This is a genomic window from Serratia sp. LS-1 (genome assembly GCF_003719595.1).
GTDB classification, from domain to species: Bacteria; Pseudomonadota; Gammaproteobacteria; order Enterobacterales; family Enterobacteriaceae; genus Serratia; species Serratia ureilytica.
In genome coordinates this window covers 703,632-721,521 of the sequence record NZ_CP033504.1, presented here as the reverse complement: position 1 = coordinate 721,521, position 17,890 = coordinate 703,632, and the positions used below count along the sequence as shown (strand labels likewise).

Below are 17,890 nucleotides of genomic sequence, written 5' to 3'. Positions count from 1 at the left end.
GGTTTATCAAGCGCAATGGGGAACTTCAAAAATACGCAGCGTTTTCCCGCTGACGGGATGCGCCACGCTGAAACTGTGCATGCCGAACACCGGCAAAATTACCGGGGTTTGCAACACCGCCGCGGGCGAGCCGCAGGCCACCTGGCGGCTTTCGTTGAGCACCAGGATCCGATCGGCGAACGCCTCCGCCACGGGCAGGTCATGCAGCACCGCAATCACGGCGATGGCTTTATGTTTTACTAACGACAGCAGCGCCGAACGCCCGGGAGGATCGAGGTGATTGGTCGGCTCATCCAACAACAACAGGTCGGGAGTCTGCGCCAACGCCCGGGCCAACGCAGCGCGCTGACGCTGGCCGCCCGAGAGCCGCCCCAACGGATGGTGCCTGAGCGGCGCCAGGCCGGTTTCCCCGATGATCTCGTCAACGATGCGTTTTCCCGCCGCGGGCCGTTCGCCATGCGGCAAACGCCCTAACGCCACATAGTCCTCCAGCGACAGCCGCAAATCCGGCAGATCGTTTTGCGCCAGAAAGGCGATGCTTCTGGCGCGTTCCGCCGCCGACAAGCCGGACAAAGCGCGCCCTCGCCAGTAAATCTCGCCGCTGTCCGGCCGCGTTTCGCCGATCAGCGTGCGCAACAGGCTGGATTTGCCGCTGCCGTTAGGGCCGATCACCGCCAGCTTCTCTCCGGCGCGCAGCGTGAAATGGATGTTGTAGAGTATCGAGGCCCCGCCGTGGCCGGTCAGGCTAACCCCATCAACATGGAGGATGTCGTGAGCTGAATTCATCATGCGTTAATTGTTATATTATAACATATCAATATTTTTATCACGAATGCGCGCCCTCTGCAAAAACGAATCGTAAAGTCTCTCGCCGCACGCATGACGGGAAACGGCGGCGGGGAGCCTACCCCCTTGCGCCTCGCGCTGGCGCTAAAACTGCGTTTTTGCAGCAACATAGCACACCTTTAATTTAATGATAATGATTTTCATTATCATTTATGATTCTGTGATTTTCGGTTGCACGCCACGCTGAACTTGGCTATGTTTGAAGCGATTGGTTTCATTCACGGTTTTCTGGAACTCACATGACCTACCTGGCGCACAGCACAGATCCGACAAACGCGACCGTTCCGGCCGTCGTTTTGCTGTGTGCTTCCTCCGCTCCACCCGCCGTTTTCTCTGTCGTTTCCGCGGTTGCCGCTTACCCGCCACGCCTTGTGGTCGTGCGCTAAGCCACACCGACTTTTTACCTCCGGCTTATGTTGATTTGTTGCGTTCAGGCGTAGACCGCCGCGCGCGCCGGAGCCTGTAATTTTCACGACAGGTGAAATTGATATGCGATTACCTTCTCTCTGGGCCAATGCCGGCCTGGCTACGCTGTTCGTCCTGCTTTGGAGCAGCGGCGCGATCTTCTCCCGTTGGGGGTTGGAGCACGCCTCCGCCTTCGCTTTTCTGTTCTTCCGCTGCGCCATCGCGCTGGCGGTGCTGTTGGCCATCGGCCTGTGGCAGCGCCAGTGCCTGCCCGCCGCCGGCACCCGTCGGCGCGTCGCGTTGATCGGCGTGCTGATGATCGGCAGCTATCAGATCTGCTATCTGCTGGCCCTCGAACGGGGCATTACCCCCGGCGTGCTGGCCACGCTGCTTGGCGTACAGCCGATCCTGACCCAGTTCATTACCGAACGGCGCTGCGCCGGGCTGCGCGCGCTCGGGTTGGCGCTGGCGTTGGCGGGGCTGACGCTGGTGGTGTACCAAAGCCTGATGGTGGCCCATTTCTCGCTGAGCGGCATGCTGTTCGCCTTTATCGCCTTGGGCTGCATGACCGCCGGCACCCTGCTGCAAAAGGGCATGACGCAGCCGCCGCTGGCGGTGTTGCCGCTGCAGTATGCCGTCGGGCTGTTGATGTGTGCGTTGGCGCTGCCGTTTGAGCCGCTGCGGGTCGAATGGCGGCCTGAGTTCGTGCTGCCGCTGCTGTGGATGGCGGTGGTGATCTCGGTGCTGGCGACGTTCTTGCTGTATCGGCTGATCCAGCGCGGCAACCTGGTGCAGGTGACCAGCCTGTTCTACCTGATCCCGGCGGTCACCGCTCTGCTGGATTATCTGCTGCTCGGCCACGCGCTGGCCGCGCTGAGCCTGCTGGGCATGGCGGGCATCGTGCTCGGCGTGATGCTGGTTTTCCGCCGCGCATAGCCTAAAAACAAAAGCCCCCGCGCCGTTCCACCGGCGCGGGGGCGATAACAACAACCGTTAACTCAGAACAACCAGGAACCGTACCCCCACAGCAGCACCGTCACCCCAAGCAGCAGCTCGAGCAACAGAATGCCGATGGCGAAGGTCGAGCTGGAGAAGATGAACCCTTCCTTACTGTCGATATTCAGGAAGTGCGGGATCCCCAGATTCAGCAGATAGCCCGAATAGCACAGGCCGATAATGCCGACAAACAGACACAGCCAGACGACCGGATAAAGCGCCACTACCCCGCTGAGGAACATCGGGGTCGCCACGTAGCCGGCGAACACCATGCAGCGGTGCAGGCTTGGGCGCGATTCATAACGCCGCGCCATCCAGTGAATGACTTTCCCCATGGCCGCTACGCCTGCCAGCATCAGCAGGTAGAACGCCACGGCGGTATAAAACGCGGTAAACATGTCGAGCCTGATGGCATGTCCCTCGCCGGAGAGCCAGCCCAACTGGGTGGTGCCGATAAAGGCGCAGACCACCGGGATTGCTGCCAAGAGCAACACGTGATGGGTGTATAGGTGCGAGACGCTTTCATTCTCGCTTTTGATCTGTTCGAACTCGGCGCTGGGATGCGCCAGAAGTCCCCAAACATGACTGACCATGAGACACCTCCTATCTCGCCGTAGGCCGCGATCGGCGAACGAATTTCACACCTCTGACGGACAGCTACCCGTGCGAGGATTGCGGCCACGGGGCTCTCTCCCCTGTACTAATTATAGTCTTTTGGCGAAAAAACGTGCGGAAAGCGAAAGGCGCGGCGCTTTGTCTTATACTCCCCCCATTAAACCCAGGCTGTGAGGAAGGTTATGTCATCCGCTATCATCACCCGCCAGGCGGGGATCGTCGACGTCGACGCCGGGCGCAACGTCACCGTGGTAGAACCCTGCAATCTTTACGGCTGCCGGCTCGGCGACGATGTCTTCGTCGGCCCGTTCGTCGAGATCCAGCGCCACGTCAGCATCGGCGCGCGCAGTAAAATTCAGTCGCACAGCTTTATCTGCGAATACGTTACCCTCGGCGAAGCGTGCTTTGTCGGCCACGGCGTCACCTTCGCCAACGATCTGTTCAAAGACGGCGCGCCCAACGCCGATCCGGCCAGCTGGGGGCGCACCTGCATCGGCGATCGGGTGTCCATCGGTTCCGGCGCCACGATCCTGGCGGTGACGATCTGTAGCGACGCGGTGATCGGCGCCGGGGCGGTCGTGACCCGCGACATCACCCGCAAGGGGATCTACGCCGGCAACCCGGCGCGTCTGCTGCGGGAGCTGCCGTAATGAACCCGACCATCCGCATCGCGGCCATTGAGACGTTGCCCGACGATTATCTGGCCCGCGGCGATTTCAGCTTCACCATCGCCTGTTACGCCCTGCCGCAGTTCGACAGCCCGGTGGACAGCTGGCCAACCCGCCCGGTGGCGCCGTTTCGCAAACGCTATCCCCTGGCGCCGTTCGCCAACGAAGACAGCGTGACCTTCCTGGCTTATCGCCAGAACGACGCCGTTGGCCACATCACGCTGAGCAAAAACTGGAACGGCTACACCCTGATCGACGAGATCGCCGTCAGCGCTGACGCGCGCCGCCAAGGCATCGCCGGGGCGCTGCTGGACTGCGCCAAACAGTGGGCGCGGCAGCAGGAAACCTCAGGTATGATGCTCGAAACGCAGAACAACAACCTGGCGGCCTGCCGCTGCTACCAGCACTATGGGTTTATCCTCGGCGGCATCGATCGCTTGCTGTACCGCGCCGAACCGGAGATCGCCGATCACGAAATCGCGCTGTTCTGGTATTTGCCGTTCAATAGCGAAATCGGTTACTGATTTATCGATTGCCATTGAGGTTATGTTTACTTTTTAACCCCTACCATCGGATGAGAACTGTTATCACTTACTCTGATAAACCAGCGACACCCATGGAGGGCCGTATGAACAAGAACAAGGCTGTTTTACTGATGTTAGCTATCGCCATGAGCGGATGCGCCGATCGCCCCACCGCCGTCACCCCCGCAACGCCGCCGACCGACGCCGCCGTTTCGCCGCCGAACCTGCAACCGCAGATGGATGACAGCACCCGCAGCAAGCTGCGTGAGATCCTCGCACTGCGCGCCGGTTGGCCCGCCGCGCAGCCGCATGGCCGCACCGTCGATTTGATTTCGCGCGAATTCCTCGGCACGCCCTATCTCGCCAACCGCCTGATCGGTTCGCAGAGCACGCCCGAGCAGTTGGTGATCGACTTCCGCGGGCTGGATTGCTTCACCTACATCGATTATGTCGAAGCGCTCAGCACCGCCCGCAGCGAAGCCGAGTTCGTTCAGCGCCTGGTGGACATCCGCTATGTCGACGGCAAAATCGCCTTCCCGCAGCGCAAACACTTCTTCACCGACTGGGCGCAGCGGCCGAAAAAAGTGGCCGAAGACATCACCGCCCAGCTCAGCCCGCACGCCGTCAGCCTCGTGAAAAACCTCAATCAGAAAGCCGACGGCGGCAGCTACCTGCCCGGCTTGCCCGTCGTGCAGCGCAGCGTGACCTACATTCCCAGCGACCGCGTCGACGACAAGGTGCTGGCTCAGCTGCGCACCGGCGACTACATCGGCATTTACACCAACCTCGCCGGGCTGGACGTGACCCATACCGGCATCTTCGTCATGACCGACAACGGCCCGGTGCTGCGCAACGCCTCATCGCGCAAGGCCAACATGCAGGTCGTCGATTCACCCTTTATGGATTATGTGATGGCCACGCCGGGCATCGTGGTGCTGCGTTCGCTCAGCCGATAATCCCCCATCGCATAACGGCTATAAGCTATAGCCGTTTATGCTGAACGAGCGTTTGACTTCATCGGCGGTTCAGGCTTAGCTGTAAGAACAAAAACCAACTGATTTTATTGTTCTTTTCAGGGAGAGTTCGATGACCTTACGCTGGCGTATCACCCCTCTGGCGGCGGCCTTCGCCGCCGTCTTGGCGCTTCAGGGCTGCGATCAAAAAACCGACCAAAACCATATCAAAGTCGGCGTCATCAACGGCGCGGAACAAGACGTGGCAGAAGTCGCCAGGCAGGTGGCGAAAGAGAAATACGGGCTGGACGTCGAACTGGTCGGTTTCAGCGGCTCGCTGCTGCCGAACGACGCCACCGACAAAGGCGAACTGGACGCCAATGTGTTCCAGCACCGCCCGTTCCTCGAACAGCAAAACAAAGATCACGGCTATAAGCTGGTGGCGGTCGGCAATACCTTCGTCTTCCCGATGGCCGGCTACTCCAAAAAGATAAAATCGCTGAAAGAGTTGCCGGACGGGGCGGTGATCGCCATTCCGCTCGATCCGACCAACCTGGGACGCGCCCTGCTGCTGCTGGAAAAAACCGGGCTGATTAGCCTGAAGCCTGGCAAAGGATTGCTGCCTACCGCGCTGGACATCAGCGCCAACCCGCATCATTACCAGATCATGGAGCTGGAAGGCGCGCAGTTGCCGCATGTGCTGGACGATCCGAAGGTCACCGTCGCCGTCATCAGCACCACCTACATCAACCAAACCGGCCTGTCGCCGACCAAAGACGGCATCTTCATCGAGGATAAAGACTCGCCGTACACCAACATCATCGTCACGCGCGAAGACAACAAGGACGCGCCGAACGTGCAGAACTTCATCAAAGCCTATGAATCGGATGAAGTGGCCAAAGCCGCCGAAAAAATCTTCAACGGCGGCGCGGTGAAAGGCTGGTAATGCCAGGCAAACCGCCTCCGGGGCTCTCCCCAAAGAGCCCCTTCCCGCTCATCATCGCCTTTTCTTATCTCACCATAAGAAAACCCGATTTATCCCGGCGGCGAGCAGCGCGCATAATGGCGTTTATCCGCTGATTTTCAAGGTAAACAGACACGTGACAACGCTCTCCGCCCCCGTACTCAGCCTTCTTGACGCCACACCGGACGATATGGCCGCCGTGCTGCGTATTTACACCCAGCACGTGCTGTACGGCGCGGCCTCATTTGAAGAGCAGCCGCCGACGCTGGCGGAAATGCAGTTGCGCCTGAGCAAGGTGCGGGAGGCCGGCCTGCCCTGGCTGGTGGCGAAAAGCGCAGGTGTCATTGTGGGTTACTGTTATGCCACGCCTTATCGCCCCCGGCCGGCTTACCGCTTTACCGTGGAAGACTCGGTGTACATCGCCGAAGGGCAACAGGGTAAAGGCATCGGCAGCGCGCTTCTGAGCGCCTTGATCGCCCGCTGCGAACAAGGCCCCTGGCGCCAGATGCTGGCGATCGTCGGCGATTCCGCCGCCAACCGCGGCTCATTGGCCTTGCATCAGTCACTCGGCTTCACCAGTGCAGGGACGTTAAAAGCGGTGGGGTTCAAGCTGGGGGAATGGCGTGACACGCAGATTATGCAGCGCGCGCTGGGCGCGGGCGACAAGCGGCGCCCGTGAAGGCATGACGACGCACGATAGAGAGATAGCGTCTATAGTGAAGAATGATTTCATTAAGTTAGCGCCAATCGCGCCCCACCTTTAACCGGTAAGGAAGAAGCCAATGAAAATTATTCTGTGGATTGTCGCCATCATCTTCATCGTGGGTTTGTTGACGATTACCGGCGTTCTCAAACTGATCTTTTAATCCGTCTGATACGTCCCGCCCCTCCCGGGGCGAGACTTTTCATCAAGCCTTGAAACGCGCGCGCACGGCACCCAGCGCCGACACCACCGCCAGCACGACACCGCCGGCCACCAGCCCGAACGCCACGTTCAACAGCGCCGGGATCACCCCCTGCAAAAGATGGCCAAACGTCGGCACCACAGTGGTGTACGAGGCCCAGTCTTCGAACAGATGATGCACCGGCGGCAAACCGTGGGTCAGAATACCGCCACCGACCATAAACATGGCGACAGTGCCGACGATCGACAGCGTTTTCATCAAATAAGGCGCGGCGCGCACGATGCCGCCGCCGAGGGAGCGCGCCACCGCGCTGCGTTTGCGGCTCAGATACAGCCCCAGATCGTCCAGGCGGACGATGCCGGCGACAATGCCGTACACACCGAGCGTCATCACGACGGCGATGCCGCACAAGACGATCACCTGCTGGCTAAAGGTGGCGCCGGCGACCGTGCCCAAGGTGATGGCGATAATCTCGGCGGACAGCACAAAATCGGTGCGTATCGCCCCCTTCACCTTGCGCTTTTCATAGGCCGTGGCGTCCTCATTGGCGCCGGGCCCGTCCGATGTCTCCTCCTGCGCCGCCTTGCCGGGGCTCAGGCTGTGGAACACCTTTTCGAACCCTTCGTAACACAGGTAGGCACCGCCCACCATCAGCAGCGGCGTAATCGCCCAGGGCGCGAAGGCGCTGATCAGCAGCGCCAACGGCACCAGGATCGCCTTGTTGATCAGCGAGCCTTTGGCGACGCTCCACACCACCGGCAGCTCGCGGTCGGCTTTAACGCCGGTGACCTGCTGCGCGTTGAGCGCCAGGTCGTCCCCCAGCACCCCGGCGGTTTTTTTCGCCGCCATCTTGCTCATTAAAGAGACATCGTCCAGCAATGAGGCGATGTCGTCGATGAGAGTGAGTAAGCTACTTCCTGCCAAAATGATTCATCCTTTTACATTCACATTTATTATTTGTTTAGCATAGCGGTTAAGCGCCATGCAGGGATATAGGATGAGAGAGGAAAACGCCAGGCCAGCAATGGCCGCCCCGCGCCGACGTTAAACCCCCTCGCCCGCCGGCCCCTCATCGGATCCGGTAGCGGCCGCACGCGAGATATGTTGAAGGACAAGGGGATGGGCATCAAATACGCACGATAAATGCGTGCTGCCTTCAAGCAAACCAAAGGCGGTTTGGGCGTTGCCATGCTGTTTGACGAAGCGCTGCATCGCTTGCGCATTGAACAACTCATCCTGCGCTGCCGCCAGCAGCAAGGTCGGTAATCGCAGCGCCGCCAGTTGCCTGGCCGGGGCGCGAGGCGTCAACGCGTTAGCCATATTGACGCTGTATTGGCAGACAAAATCGGGGGCGGCGGCCAGCACAGCCGGGGGAAAATTCAGGCTGACCGCCCGAACGTGCCCAAACCAGCGCCCGCCGCTGAGCGCATTGGCGACAAACGGCCATTGTCGCACCTGCGCAAAACGGGCCGTCGCCGCCAGATCGCGGGCCATCCCGGAAAATGGCCCCAGCTCGGGCGCCAGCATGATCAGGCTGTCCGCCTGCTGTTCGCCAGGGTAACGGGTCAGGTAGTTGAGCAACATGCCGGCGCCGCTCGAATGGCCCAGCAGGTGCCTGCGCGCCAACGGAAACCGGCGGCGCATTTCCACCAGGATGACATCGACATCGCGCCAAATACGCTCAGGCCGCTCAACCGTCCCCCGCTCTCCCGTGGAATCGCCATGTCCACGGATATCCACCAGACACACCGCGAGCGTTGGCTCGGCGGCCAGCTGGCGCGCAAGAATGTCATACCCGGCGGCGCTGTTAACCCCGCCGCCGTGATAAACCACGATCGCGTCTTCACTCTCGGCTGCGTGCCGATACAGACGATAGCTCAACCCCTCGACGCAACCGGACGACATGTCCACATGCCCGCCCGGCCACTCGCCGTAAGACTTCGCTTGCTCAACATAGCGGTCAAAATCAATCAAAGCGCACCTTTCCATGATGTTGTCGGTATTGCCCACGGCAGAGAGCCCTGCCGCCATGGCGATAAGCATATGAAACAACAGTAGGCGCTACCATCCCTTTTGCACGCCGCGCGCTGAGCTCAGGGCAGATCGCCCGCCGGCACATTGAGCTGCCAGGAAAGGCCGAAACGATCGTTGAGCCAGCCGAAACGGGCGCTGAAGCCGTAGTCATCGAGCGGCATCAGCACCTTGCCGCCCTCCGCCAGCCGGTGGAACGCCCGCTCCAACGCTTCTTCGTTAGGCAGGTTGATGAACAGCGACACCGCCGGGGTAAAGCTGAAGTCATGGCTGATCGGGCTATCGGTAAACACCAGGTTCTGCCGATCAAAATCGATGGACGCATGCTTGATCAACCGCCGGCCGTCCGGCGTCGGATCGTAATGCTGCACCTGCATGAGCCGAAAACGCTCGAACACCTGGCTGTAGAGATCGATCGCCCGCTGCGCCTCTCCCTGGAACATGACAAAGGTCGAAACCTGACTCATAACATCCCCTCCGGCAAACGTTGTGGTATTAATGGAGGATAGCGGATTACCGTTGAAGCGGCGGAAAGGAGCAACCATGAGCATCATTCATCGCCTGGCGCAGCCGGACGATCTCAACGGCCTGTTAGCCTTATATCGCGAGCTGCGCCCGCAGGACGCGCCGCTGCGCGCCGACGATGCGCGCCGTACCCTGCAACGCCTGTTGGACGATCCGGCGATCCGTCTGGTGGTGGCGGCGAAAGAAGAACACCCGATCGCCACCTGCATGCTGGCGCTGATCCCGGGGCTGGCGCATCAGGCGCAGCCGTTCGGCGTCATCGAACACGTGGTGACGGCGGAGCCCTACCGCGGCCACGGCGTAGCGCTCGCCATGATCGAATACGCGCTGCAGCTGGCCTGGCGCAAAGGCTGTTACAAGGTGATGCTGTTGTCGGGGCAGCAACGCACCGGCGCGCACCAGCTCTACCTGAAAGCGGGCTTCGACGGCGATCGCGAGCGGGGATTTGTCATCAGACGGCCCGAGGGCCGATAGCGGCCCGCCGCAAACGGGCGGACCGCCAGGCGGGTTATTCGCTGTCGTTCTTCGCCAGACGGGCGTCTTTTTGGCGGCGATAGTCACGGGCGGCGGCCGGGATCGGCGTCACCTTGCCGGTTTCAATCCAGCTGCGCAGACGGTTGGCGTCGGCGAAGTGGGTGTATTTGCCGAAGGCGTCCAGCACCACCAGCGACACCGAGCGGTTGCCGATCACGGTACGCATCGCCAGGCAGTGCCCCGCCTGGTTGGTGAAGCCGGTCTTGGTCAGTTGAATGTTCCATTTCGGGTTGTACACCAGGTGGTTGGTGTTGCGGAACGGCAGCGTGTAGTTGGGATCCTTGAAGCTGGCCATGCGTTCGGTGGTGGTGCTGAGCTGGCCGATCAACGGATATTGCTTGGTGGCGATCAGCAGTTTGGTCAGATCGCGCGCCGTCGACACGTTATGAATAGAGAGCCCGGTCGGTTCCACATAATGGGTATTGGTCATGCCGAGCGCCCTGGCCTTGGCGTTCATCGCTTTGATGAAGGCGTTGTAGCCGCCCGGATAGTGGTGCGCCAGGCTGGCGGCCGCGCGGTTTTCCGACGACATCAGCGCCAGCAGCAGCATATCCTTGCGGCTGATTTCGCTGTTCAGCCGCACCCGCGAATACACCCCTTTCATCTCCGGCGTCTGGTGGATGTCCACCGACAGCATCTCGTCGAGCGGCAGGTGCGCGTCCAGCGTGACCATGGCGGTCATCAGCTTGGTGATCGAGGCGATCGGCACCACCTCATCCGGGTTGCGCGCGTACATCACCTTATGGGTTTGCATATCGACGACCATCGCGCTGCCGGAAGCCAGCTCCGGCTGGGCGGCGTGCAGGGCGGCGGCGTTATCGCTGGCCAGCGCGCGCGGCGCAAAGCCCGCGCCCGTCTGTAAAGCGAGCAGAGTCAGAACCAAAACACGTATTTTCACAGGCATTACTCTGAAATGGGGGCTTGAACTCAGCGAATTATATGTGAGGGTTCAGCGCTTGGCACTGGGATTGTAAGGCGGATTTGTGACAAATTCTGTCGGCCGAAAATCGGTACAGCCCGCGGGCGCTCTGGGATGAACGCCCGCGGGGAAAAAGTTACAGTGCCGGCTGCCACGCCGACTGCGGCAACAGGTACAGCCCCGGCGTTTGCCGCGCTCCCGCGCCGACGATATGGCCGATGCCGGCCGCCATCACCGCCAGCGTGACGTCGAAGGCGTTAAGGCTGTCGCCATAGCCGGCGGTCAGGTTGAACATCGAGCCGTTGGCCAGCAAATAGACCGTCTTTTCATTCAGTTGGTAAGCATTCACATAAGGCATCGGCTCGTGGTGCGGCAGGCTCTTGAGGAAGCCGACATCGATCTCTTCGGCCACGTGGCCGACGTTGAGGATAAATACGCCGTCCTGCGCCTGTTGCAGATGCTGCGCCGAGAGCACGTTTTTCGCGCCGGTCGCGGTGGCGATAACGTCCGCCTGCGCGACCGCGCTCGCCAGATCCACCACCTGCCAGCCGTCATAACGCGCCTGCAGCGCACGCGCCGGATCGATTTCCGCCACCATCACCTGGCCGCCGTAGGCTCTGGCCGCGGCCGCCGTGCCCTGCCCGACCAGGCCGTAACCGATCACCAGCACGCGCTTCTCGTGCAGCGTCAAATGGGTGGTCTGGAAGAAGGTATGCCAGGCGGTCAGCCCAACCATGTGCCGGTTATGCAGCCCTTCTTTCACCGGCAGATCGTCCCAGTTGAAGATCGGGTAGCGCGGCGCCACGCCGTTCAACCGGCTGATGCCTGATCCGGTGGCCTCCAGCCCGGCGACGATCTGCGGGCCGTTCGGCGATTGGTGCAGACGGGTGGTCAGATCCGCTCCCATTTCGCACAGGTGAGTCGGCCGCCAGGCCAGCGCGCGATCGAAAGATTCCGACCATTCGCCGGCGTTCATATCGCGCCAGGCGTAAGCCTGCGCGCCCCGCCGTTCCAACCAGGCCACCACGTCGTTCTGTACCGTGGTGGGATTGCAGGTGGTCAGAAAGATCGCCGCGCCCTTGTCCAGCAGGCCGGCCACCAGCGGCGCCATTTTCAGATCCAGGTGCATATTGCACGCCAACCGCACCCCGTGCAGGTCCGGCAACGCCGCCACCGCCGCCCGGGTGCGCGGCATATGACGCATCGCCCAGCTCAATTCGCTCTCAAAATCCTGATACATCCGTTGCTCCTCTGATGCGCCCCGCCGCCAGGCGTGGCAAAAAAGTTATCCCGCGCGGCCAAGCCGGCGGATCGCCTGCGGAGACAGGCCAAATACGCGGATAAACGCCCGCCTCATACGCTCCGGATCGCTGAACCCCACCGAGCGGGCGATCGCCTCCAGCGGTTCGGCGCTCTCTTCAATACGCCCTCTGGCCGCCTCTACCCGCAGCTGCTCGATCACCTTGGCCGGCGTCTGCCCGGTTTCGGCGCGGAACAGCCGGCCGAATTGCCGCTCGCTCAGGCAGGCGGCGTCGGCCAGATCCGCCACCGACAGCGGCAGATGCAAATGCTCGCGCGCGTACGACAGCGCGGTGCGCATGCGATCCGACGACGGATTCAGCGCCAGCAGCAGCGAGTACTGCGACTGCCCGCCGGGGCGGCGGTGATAGACCACCAGCTGCCGCGCCACGGCCGCCGCCAGGGTGGCGCCCAGATCGTCTTCGATCAGCGCCAACGCCAGATCGATGCCGGCGCTGATGCCGGCCGAGGTCCAGATATCCCCGTCGCGAATGAAGATGCGGTTGCTGTCGACGCGAATGCGCGGGTAGTTCTGCTGCAGCCGCGCCGCGTGATACCAGTGAGTGGTGGCGCGCTTGCCGTCCAGCAGCCCGCAGGCCGCCAGAATAAACGCGCCGGTACATACGCTGGCGATGCGCCGCGCTCGTCGGCTTTGGTTGGCCAGGAACGCCGCCAGCGCCGGTGATTGCGCCGCCATCACGTTGCCGCTGCCGCCGGCCACCACCAACGTATCGAAACGCTCGTCGCCGCACGGCTGCGTGGCGATTTCCACCCCGGCCGAGCTGGCGACCATGCCGCCCTGCGGCGAGATCGCCACACAGCGGTAGGCCGGCGGGTCGGTGAACTGGCTGACGTTATCGAACGCCGCCAGCGGCCCGGCAAAGTCCAGCAGGTTAAAACCGGGAAAAACCACAAAACCGATCGTTTTCATGATGGCGCTTTTTGAGGGTTATCTGTCATATCAGCCAAAAACAGGGCGGCTATTATGACCCAGGTCCAACGATAAAAATGAGGCGAATATCATGTCTGAATCACTCGTGATTGTATTTCCCATCTATCAAGGCGTCACCCAGCTCGACTTCACGGGCCCCTTGCAGTTCCTGCGCCGCATGCCGGGCGCGGAAATCGTCGTCGCCTCGGTAGACGGCGCGGATGTCGAGTCGGAAGGCTTGCACTTCACCCAGCTGCGCCCGCTGCCGGAGATCGCGCGCTGCGACGTGCTGTGCGTGCCGGGCGGCAGCGGCTGCACCCAGGCGCTGCAAGATGAGGCCTTCATGCAGCAGATCCGTCGGCTGGGCGCCGATGCCCGCTACCTGACCTCGGTGTGCACCGGTTCGCTGATCCTGGCCGCCGCCGGTCTGCTGCAAGGCAAACGCGCCGCCTGTCACTGGTCGATGCGCGACAGCCTGAAGCTGTTCGGCGCCGTGCCGAGCTCAGCGCGCGTGGAGCGCGACGGCAATGTGATCAGCGGCGGCGGCGTCACCGCCGGCATCGATTTCGCGCTGGCGCTGATCGCCGAACTGCACGGCGAAGAGACCGCCCAAATGATCCAGCTCTATCTGGAATACGCCCCGGCGCCGCCGTTCGAGGGCGGCACGCCGGAACTGGCCCCGCCGCACATTTACGCCAGGGTACAGGCGCAGATGGCGGAGAGCCTGCAGCGGCGCAGAGCGTTGGTGGCCCAGATCGCCCAAGGTTAGCAATCGGGCGTATACTTGCCCTGATGCGTCAGCCACATAAGGAGTAAGGAATGACCGATTTAGCCCACTATATTACGGACTACGGTTACTGGGCGTTGTTTATCGGCTGCCTGGCGGAAGGGGAAACCATCACGCTGCTGGGCGGCATCGCCGCTCATGAAGGGCTGTTGCACTGGCCGTGGGTGATCGCAGTGGTGGCGCTGGGCGGCATGATGGGAGACCAGCTGCTGTACTTCGCCGGCCGCCGGTTTGAAGGCCGCGTCATCTCGCGGCTCAAGGGACAGGAAAAGCGCATCGCGCGCGCCAGAAGGCTGATCGCCCGCCACCCGATGCTGTTCGTTATCGGGGTGCGTTTCATGTACGGTTTCCGCATCATCGGCCCGGTGTTGATCGGCGCCAGCCGCCTGCCGCCGTCGCGCTTCGTGCCGTTGAACATCCTCGGCGCCATTTTATGGGCGACGATCTTCGTCATGCTCGGTTATTTTGGCGGCCAGGCGATCGAACGCTTCGTTACCGGCTTCGACAAAAAGCTCTCCAGCCTGCTGTTTGTCGCGCTGGCGATCGCCGCCATCCTGCTGGTGCGTTTCTGGTGGCGTAAACGCCACCCGGAGTAAGCAAACGCAGCGGGCGTCAGCTTTCCTGCGGCGCCTCGCGCATCAGCGCGACCAGTTCGCGCGCCGCTTTGTCCAACGGGCGATTCTTAAGCCAGATCAAATGCATCGGCAAGCGCAGCTCGTTCTTGGTGTTTTTGAACTTCAGCCGCACCAACCGCCCCTGCGCCAGCAGCGGCTCGGCCAACGACAGCGGAAAATTGCCCCACCCCAGGCCCGCTTCCACCATGTTCAGCGCCATCGGCAGGCTGTCGGTGCGCCAGTAAGCCTCCGCCACCTGGGGACGCAGATCGCCGATCGGCAGATCGCGGCTGGCCACCATGATCTGCCGCACGTTGACCAGATCCTCGAGAAACAGCTCGCCCGCCGCGCCGTCCAGCGCCGGGTGCTGCGGCGACAGCATCGCCACCAGCGATTCCGCGCCCACGAAGTGGAACTGTTCCGCGCTGTTGACGTTCAGCCCGCCGAACGCCAGACAAACGCCGATGCGCCCCTCGTGCAGCATGTGCAACACGTCGTCCTGCGGCGCGCTGAGCACTTCGATGTTCAGCAGCGGATAACGCTGCGACAGCGTTTTCACCGCCGCCAGCAGGCCGGCGCCGTTGATATCCGACGCCACGCCGATCGAAAGCCGGCTCTCCAGCCCCTGGGACAGTTCGATGGCATGCACCTGCAGCTGCTTGAGCTGCCCGGCGATCAGGCGGGCGTGCGGCGCCAGGGCCAACGCCAGCGCGGTCGGCGTCGGTTCACGGTGAGAACGGTCGAACAAGGCGAAACCGAGTTCCGCCTCCATGTTGGCGATGGCCATGCTGACGGCGGAGGGCACGCGCCGCAGCGCGCGGGCGGCGGCGGAAAACGAGCCGCGATCGAGCACCGCCAAAAACAGTTCGATGTTGTCGCTGGAAAAATTCATTGTTCAACCTGTCAGATTAACTGACAACTCCTGACTTTTTCTATCAATGTGATTGACGTTATCTTAGCCGCCGTCGCCACAGAGGCAACTAAAAACAGATCGGGAGAAAACGATGCAAGGCGTCAAACGCAAACTGGTGTATGTCACCGCTTATGAAATCATCGGCATGGCGATCTCGGCGTTGGGGCTGGCGCTGCTGTCGGGCCATGCGCCAAGCAGCACCGGGCCGCTGGCAGTGGTGATCACCACCATCGCGGTAAGCTGGAACTTTATTTACAACTATGTATTCGAGTGGTGGGAAAGCCGCCAGGTGTCGCGCGCCCGCACGCTCAAACGCCGCATTTTGCACGCCGTCGGCTTTCAGTTGACGCTGGTAGTGTATCTGATCCCGCTGATCGCCTGGTGGATGGGCATCACGCTGTGGCAGGCGCTGCTGCTGGATATGGCGTTGATCGTCATCATTCCCTGTTATACCTTCGTGTTCAATTGGGCATTCGACAAGCTGTTCGGCCTGCCCGCATCGGCTCTGCCGGCCAGCGAATCGGCCTAAGACTCGTTACGCGCCCACCGACCCGCTGCTGATGCCATTTTCTGCGCGGGTCGCCATTTCCTTTCCCCTTATTTCTCACCGCGAAATATAAGAACAACACCCTGTAATTTGCACGGTAATTATTATTTTGTGATTTTAATCACTTTTTATTCCTCGATATTTCCGTCTTGATAAAACATCACATCTTTTTGAATAATATATCCTTTTATATTTGGATTAAAAAATAAACACACTTGTTCACGTTTTATGCACAGTATTTTTTGCCACCATTACGGAGAAAAGGTAGCATGCTTCGCCGTTATTTTAATGATGGCTGTATACACAATAAACAGCGGAATGATGCCACGACCTCATTCTCATGACGATTGGTCATAGCAATCGTTTGCTCTCGGTAAGAGCAGGGTTAACATAGACAGGTAAACAGGACGGATAATGCACTCACAAAAACAGTCTGCGGATGAAAAACACGCCGCCAGAAGACGCTGGCTAGACTCTCATGAATCCGGTTATCACAAAAGCATGGGCAACCGGCAAATCCAAATGATCGCCATCGGCGGCTCCATCGGCACCGGCTTGTTCCTCGGTACCGGCGGCCGTCTCGAACTGGCCGGGCCGGCGCTGGCGCTGGTCTATCTGGTGTGCGGGATCTTCTCTTTCTTCATCCTGCGCGCACTGGGCGAACTGGTGCTGCATCGCCCTTCCAGCGGCAGCTTCGTTTCTTACGCTCGCGAGTTCCTCGGTGAAAAAGCCTCTTACGTCGCCGGTTGGATGTATTTCCTCAACTGGGCGATGACCGGCATCGTCGACATCACCGCCGTGGCGCTGTACATGCACTATTGGGGCACCTTCGCCGACGTGCCGCAGTGGCTGTTCGCCCTCGGCGCGCTCGGCATCGTCGCCACCATGAACATGATCGGCGTGAAGTGGTTCGCCGAGATGGAGTTCTGGTTCGCGCTGATCAAGGTCGCCGCCATCGCGCTGTTCCTGATTGTCGGCGTTGTCTTCCTCGGCACCGGCACGCCGGTGGCCGGCCACACCACCGGCATGCACCTGATCACCGAAAACGGCGGCATGTTCCCGCACGGCCTGCTGCCTGCGCTGGTGCTGGTGCAAGGGGTGATCTTCGCCTTCGCCGGCATCGAGCTTATCGGCACCGCCGCCGGCGAGTGTAAAGATCCGGCCAAAATGATGCCTAAAGCGATCAATAGCGTGATCTGGCGTATCGGTCTGTTCTACGTCGGCTCCGTGGTGCTGCTGGTGCTGCTGCTGCCGTGGAACGCCTATCAGGCCGGCCAAAGCCCGTTCGTCACCTTCTTCAGCAAGCTGGGCGTGCCTTACATCGGCACCATCATGAACATCGTGGTGTTGACCGCCGCGCTGTCCAGCCTCAACTCCGGCCTCTACTCCACCGGCCGCATCCTGCGTTCGCTGGCGATGGGCGGCTCCGCGCCGAAGCTGATGGCCAAAATGAGCAGCCAGCAGGTACCTTACGCCGGCATCCTGGTCACCTGCGGCATCTACGTAATCGGCGTGGTGCTCAACTATCTGGTGCCGTCGCAGGTGTTCGAGATCGTGCTGAACATCGCCTCGCTGGGCATCATCGCCTCCTGGGCGTTTATCATCGTTTGCCAGATGCGCCTGCGCAAAGCCGTGCGCGAAGGCCGCGCTCAGCCGGTGTCGTTCAGAATGCCGGGCGCGCCGTTCACTTCGTGGCTGACGCTGGCGTTCCTGCTGATCGTGGTGGTAATGATGGCCTTCGACTACCCGAACGGCACCTGGACCATCGCCACCATTCCGGTGTTGGCGGTGCTGCTGACGCTGGGCTGGTTCGGCCTGCGCAAACGCGCGCAGGAAGTGAAGCTGGAACAGCAGGCTCACGAAGAGCAGAACCCGCACTGAATCGACAAACCGCCCTCCGGGGCGGTTTTTTTA

At 61.2% G+C, this 17,890-nt stretch carries 20 protein-coding genes; 11 read left to right on the top strand and 9 right to left on the bottom strand.

Annotated elements, in window-relative coordinates; genetic code table 11:
- Positions 1-6 precede the first annotated feature (6 nt).
- Positions 7-789, bottom strand: a complete 783-nt coding sequence (locus tag EDY99_RS03540) for an ABC transporter ATP-binding protein (protein ID WP_180995579.1) — start codon at positions 787-789, stop codon at positions 7-9.
- Between the two features lie 546 nt (positions 790-1,335).
- On the opposite strand from EDY99_RS03540, the gene EDY99_RS03535 reads away from it, so the two are divergent.
- The gene (locus EDY99_RS03535) at positions 1,336-2,187 is read left to right on the top strand and encodes a DMT family transporter (protein WP_033642276.1); all 852 of its coding nucleotides are present in this window, start codon (positions 1,336-1,338) and stop codon (positions 2,185-2,187) included.
- Positions 2,188-2,249: 62 nt separating this feature from the next.
- Here the strand turns inward: EDY99_RS03535 and EDY99_RS03530 are convergent, their stop codons facing one another.
- Positions 2,250-2,840: a Yip1 family protein gene (locus tag EDY99_RS03530; RefSeq protein WP_019453944.1), complete on the bottom strand. Its 591-nt coding sequence runs from the start codon at positions 2,838-2,840 to the stop codon at positions 2,250-2,252.
- Between the two features lie 204 nt (positions 2,841-3,044).
- Between EDY99_RS03530 and EDY99_RS03525 the strand changes: the two genes are divergently transcribed.
- The 5 genes from EDY99_RS03525 to EDY99_RS03505 all read left to right on the top strand — a co-directional run bounded on the left by EDY99_RS03525 (position 3,045) and on the right by EDY99_RS03505 (position 6,650).
- Positions 3,045-3,512 carry an acyltransferase gene (locus tag EDY99_RS03525; RefSeq protein ID WP_033642275.1) on the top strand — a complete coding sequence of 156 codons (468 nt, stop codon included), beginning with the start codon at positions 3,045-3,047 and terminating at the stop codon, positions 3,510-3,512.
- Positions 3,512-4,054: a GNAT family N-acetyltransferase gene (locus EDY99_RS03520; protein WP_033642274.1), complete on the top strand. Its 543-nt coding sequence runs from the start codon at positions 3,512-3,514 to the stop codon at positions 4,052-4,054. The genes EDY99_RS03525 and EDY99_RS03520 overlap by 1 nt, the downstream gene beginning before the upstream one ends.
- Positions 4,055-4,158: 104 nt before the next feature.
- Positions 4,159-5,010, top strand: a complete 852-nt coding sequence (locus tag EDY99_RS03515; protein ID WP_033642273.1) for a DUF1460 domain-containing protein — start codon at positions 4,159-4,161, stop codon at positions 5,008-5,010.
- A gap of 130 nt (positions 5,011-5,140) precedes the next feature.
- Entirely contained in the window at positions 5,141-5,953 is an 813-nt protein-coding gene (locus tag EDY99_RS03510) for a MetQ/NlpA family lipoprotein (protein ID WP_033642272.1), read from the top strand.
- 154 nt (positions 5,954-6,107) lie between these two features.
- On the top strand, positions 6,108-6,650 hold the full coding sequence (locus EDY99_RS03505; RefSeq protein WP_072055787.1) for a GNAT family N-acetyltransferase: 543 nt from the start codon (positions 6,108-6,110) through the stop codon (positions 6,648-6,650).
- Positions 6,651-6,879: 229 nt separating this feature from the next.
- Here EDY99_RS03505 and EDY99_RS03500 read toward each other — a convergent pair whose 3' ends face one another.
- From EDY99_RS03500 to EDY99_RS03490, 3 genes are all read right to left on the bottom strand, one after another.
- Positions 6,880-7,800 (bottom strand): DUF808 domain-containing protein, encoded by a 921-nt coding sequence (locus EDY99_RS03500; RefSeq protein ID WP_047572268.1) that lies wholly within the window; start codon positions 7,798-7,800, stop codon positions 6,880-6,882.
- Between the two features lie 120 nt (positions 7,801-7,920).
- Entirely contained in the window at positions 7,921-8,886 is a 966-nt protein-coding gene (locus EDY99_RS03495) for an alpha/beta fold hydrolase (RefSeq protein ID WP_230079615.1), read from the bottom strand.
- Between the two features lie 83 nt (positions 8,887-8,969).
- The gene (locus tag EDY99_RS03490; protein WP_033652382.1) at positions 8,970-9,374 is read right to left on the bottom strand and encodes a VOC family protein; all 405 of its coding nucleotides are present in this window, start codon (positions 9,372-9,374) and stop codon (positions 8,970-8,972) included.
- Positions 9,375-9,450: 76 nt separating this feature from the next.
- Here EDY99_RS03490 and EDY99_RS03485 point away from each other — a divergent pair, with 76 nt between their 5' ends.
- Entirely contained in the window at positions 9,451-9,906 is a 456-nt protein-coding gene (locus EDY99_RS03485; RefSeq protein ID WP_046686614.1) for a GNAT family N-acetyltransferase, read from the top strand.
- A gap of 34 nt (positions 9,907-9,940) precedes the next feature.
- Here the strand turns inward: EDY99_RS03485 and pbpG are convergent, their stop codons facing one another.
- The 3 genes from pbpG to EDY99_RS03470 all read right to left on the bottom strand — a co-directional run bounded on the left by pbpG (position 9,941) and on the right by EDY99_RS03470 (position 13,115).
- Positions 9,941-10,870 carry a D-alanyl-D-alanine endopeptidase gene (gene pbpG, locus EDY99_RS03480; protein ID WP_033652380.1) on the bottom strand — a complete coding sequence of 310 codons (930 nt, stop codon included), beginning with the start codon at positions 10,868-10,870 and terminating at the stop codon, positions 9,941-9,943.
- Positions 10,871-11,021: 151 nt separating this feature from the next.
- The gene (locus EDY99_RS03475; RefSeq protein ID WP_033642267.1) at positions 11,022-12,125 is read right to left on the bottom strand and encodes an adenosylhomocysteinase; all 1,104 of its coding nucleotides are present in this window, start codon (positions 12,123-12,125) and stop codon (positions 11,022-11,024) included.
- 45 nt (positions 12,126-12,170) lie between these two features.
- Positions 12,171-13,115, bottom strand: coding sequence for a GlxA family transcriptional regulator (locus tag EDY99_RS03470; RefSeq protein WP_033642266.1), 945 nt, complete (start codon positions 13,113-13,115; stop codon positions 12,171-12,173).
- Between the two features lie 91 nt (positions 13,116-13,206).
- Between EDY99_RS03470 and EDY99_RS03465 the strand changes: the two genes are divergently transcribed.
- Both EDY99_RS03465 and EDY99_RS03460 read left to right on the top strand, forming a co-directional pair.
- A complete protein-coding gene (locus tag EDY99_RS03465) occupies positions 13,207-13,884 on the top strand; it encodes a DJ-1/PfpI family protein (RefSeq protein WP_033642265.1) in 678 nt (225 codons plus the stop codon).
- Positions 13,885-13,934: 50 nt separating this feature from the next.
- On the top strand, positions 13,935-14,498 hold the full coding sequence (locus tag EDY99_RS03460) for a DedA family protein (protein ID WP_015377041.1): 564 nt from the start codon (positions 13,935-13,937) through the stop codon (positions 14,496-14,498).
- Between the two features lie 16 nt (positions 14,499-14,514).
- On the opposite strand, the gene EDY99_RS03455 is transcribed toward EDY99_RS03460, so the two are convergent.
- Positions 14,515-15,408, bottom strand: a complete 894-nt coding sequence (locus EDY99_RS03455; protein ID WP_033642264.1) for a LysR family transcriptional regulator — start codon at positions 15,406-15,408, stop codon at positions 14,515-14,517.
- Between the two features lie 112 nt (positions 15,409-15,520).
- Here EDY99_RS03455 and EDY99_RS03450 point away from each other — a divergent pair, with 112 nt between their 5' ends.
- Both EDY99_RS03450 and ansP read left to right on the top strand, forming a co-directional pair.
- Positions 15,521-15,958: a PACE efflux transporter gene (locus tag EDY99_RS03450; RefSeq protein ID WP_033642263.1), complete on the top strand. Its 438-nt coding sequence runs from the start codon at positions 15,521-15,523 to the stop codon at positions 15,956-15,958.
- Positions 15,959-16,390: 432 nt separating this feature from the next.
- Positions 16,391-17,857 carry an L-asparagine permease gene (gene ansP, locus EDY99_RS03445; RefSeq protein WP_033642262.1) on the top strand — a complete coding sequence of 489 codons (1,467 nt, stop codon included), beginning with the start codon at positions 16,391-16,393 and terminating at the stop codon, positions 17,855-17,857.
- Positions 17,858-17,890 lie beyond the last annotated feature (33 nt).

Excerpts from the sequence above, each read along its gene's own strand:
- EDY99_RS03535 (WP_033642276.1), top strand. The coding sequence starts at position 1,336 with ATGCGATTACCTTCTCTCTGGGCCAATGCCGGCCTGGCTACGCTGTTC.
- EDY99_RS03490 (WP_033652382.1), bottom strand. The coding sequence starts at position 9,374 with ATGAGTCAGGTTTCGACCTTTGTCATGTTCCAGGGAGAGGCGCAGCGG.
- EDY99_RS03455 (WP_033642264.1), bottom strand. The coding sequence starts at position 15,408 with ATGAATTTTTCCAGCGACAACATCGAACTGTTTTTGGCGGTGCTCGAT.
- EDY99_RS03470 (WP_033642266.1), bottom strand. The coding sequence starts at position 13,115 with ATGAAAACGATCGGTTTTGTGGTTTTTCCCGGTTTTAACCTGCTGGAC.
- EDY99_RS03475 (WP_033642267.1), bottom strand. The coding sequence starts at position 12,125 with ATGTATCAGGATTTTGAGAGCGAATTGAGCTGGGCGATGCGTCATATG.
- EDY99_RS03450 (WP_033642263.1), top strand. The coding sequence starts at position 15,521 with ATGCAAGGCGTCAAACGCAAACTGGTGTATGTCACCGCTTATGAAATC.
- EDY99_RS03465 (WP_033642265.1), top strand. The coding sequence starts at position 13,207 with ATGTCTGAATCACTCGTGATTGTATTTCCCATCTATCAAGGCGTCACC.
- EDY99_RS03520 (WP_033642274.1), top strand. The coding sequence starts at position 3,512 with ATGAACCCGACCATCCGCATCGCGGCCATTGAGACGTTGCCCGACGAT.
- EDY99_RS03510 (WP_033642272.1), top strand. The coding sequence starts at position 5,141 with ATGACCTTACGCTGGCGTATCACCCCTCTGGCGGCGGCCTTCGCCGCC.
- pbpG (WP_033652380.1), bottom strand. The coding sequence starts at position 10,870 with ATGCCTGTGAAAATACGTGTTTTGGTTCTGACTCTGCTCGCTTTACAG.
- EDY99_RS03525 (WP_033642275.1), top strand. The coding sequence starts at position 3,045 with ATGTCATCCGCTATCATCACCCGCCAGGCGGGGATCGTCGACGTCGAC.
- EDY99_RS03515 (WP_033642273.1), top strand. The coding sequence starts at position 4,159 with ATGAACAAGAACAAGGCTGTTTTACTGATGTTAGCTATCGCCATGAGC.
- EDY99_RS03530 (WP_019453944.1), bottom strand. The coding sequence starts at position 2,840 with ATGGTCAGTCATGTTTGGGGACTTCTGGCGCATCCCAGCGCCGAGTTC.
- EDY99_RS03460 (WP_015377041.1), top strand. The coding sequence starts at position 13,935 with ATGACCGATTTAGCCCACTATATTACGGACTACGGTTACTGGGCGTTG.
- EDY99_RS03485 (WP_046686614.1), top strand. The coding sequence starts at position 9,451 with ATGAGCATCATTCATCGCCTGGCGCAGCCGGACGATCTCAACGGCCTG.
- ansP (WP_033642262.1), top strand. The coding sequence starts at position 16,391 with ATGCACTCACAAAAACAGTCTGCGGATGAAAAACACGCCGCCAGAAGA.
- EDY99_RS03540 (WP_180995579.1), bottom strand. The coding sequence starts at position 789 with ATGATGAATTCAGCTCACGACATCCTCCATGTTGATGGGGTTAGCCTG.